The sequence below is a fragment of the Agromyces sp. P1_H4 genome (assembly GCF_056405255.1).
On record NZ_JBFUCL010000555.1, the window covers coordinates 1 to 1,201 of the forward strand.

The 1,201-nt window shown below is 73.6% G+C and carries 2 protein-coding genes; both read left to right on the top strand.

From position 1 onward, the window contains the following. Positions 1-504: substrate-binding domain-containing protein (locus AC1DY2_RS19910; protein WP_476763987.1), on the top strand; the 504-nt coding region annotated here is incomplete at its 5' end. A gap of 141 nt (positions 505-645) precedes the next feature. Continuing rightward, positions 646-1,201, top strand: a 556-nt coding sequence (locus tag AC1DY2_RS19915) for a LacI family DNA-binding transcriptional regulator (protein ID WP_476763988.1), incomplete at its 3' end; no start/stop codon positions are given.

Below are 1,201 nucleotides of genomic sequence, written 5' to 3' on the forward strand. Positions count from 1 at the left end.
GGGCGGCGGCGCATCGCGTTCGTCGGCGGCCCGTTCGACATCCGCCAGGTCAACGACCGCCTCGCCGGCGCGCGGGTCGCTGCCGAGAACGCCGCCGTGCCCGTCGAGGTCGAGGTCGTCGCGACCGGCGCCATGACGGTCGACGAGGGCGTCGCGGCCGGCGCCCGCATCGTGTCGCGACCGCGCGGCGAGTGGCCCGATGCCCTGTTCGCCGCCAACGACCTCATCGCGCTCGGCCTCCTGCAGTCCCTCGTCGTCGGCGGGCGGATGCTCGTGCCCGACGAGATCGCGATCATCGGGTTCGACGACATCTCGTTCGCGTCCGCCGCGGCGGTGCCGCTCTCGTCGATGCGCCAGCCGAGCGGCATGATCGGCCGCACCGCACTGCGCATCCTGCTGGAGGAGACGGCCGACCGCGAGCTGATCCCGCGGCAGACGGTCTTCCTGCCCGAGCTCGTGGTGCGTCGCTCGACCGACCCGGTGGCGGAGCGGCGCCGGGCCTGAGCCGCGCCGATCCGAGCGGAGGCGGGCGCGGCCTGCACCGCATGAATCGATTCAGGGAAGAATGGATCCTGACGGCCGGCACGGTCTGCCATCATGTGGATGCCGCACGGGAGCGGGGCGGCTCGAAGGGGAGGTCAGCAGATGTCGGTGAGCGTGCGCGAGGTCGCGGCCGCGGCATCCGTGTCGGTGGGCACGGTGTCGAACGTGCTGAACCGGCCCGACAAGGTCGCGCCGGCCACGGTGGAGCGCGTCATGGCGGCGATCGCCGATCTCGGCTTCGTGCGCAACGACGCCGCCCGCCAGCTGCGCGCCGGCCGCAGCCGCTCGATCGGCCTCGTCGTGCTCGACGTGCGCAACCCCTTCTTCACGGATGTCGCCCGCGGCGCGGAGGATCGCGCGGCCGAGGACGGCATGACGATCCTGCTCGGCAACAGCGACGAGAACCGCGACCGTGAGGGCGCGTACCTCGACCTGTTCGAGGAGCAGCGGGTGCACGGCGTGCTCATCTCGCCGCTCAGCGACGACCTTCCGCGGCTCGCGCGGGTGCGGGAGCGCGGCACGCCCGTGGTGCTCGTCGACCGTGAGGCCGCCGACCGCAGCTTCTCGTCGGTCGCCGTCGACGACGTCGTGGGCGGCGAGCTCGCGGTGCGGCACCTCGCCGAGATCGGGCGCCGCCGGGTCGCCTTCGTCGGCGGGC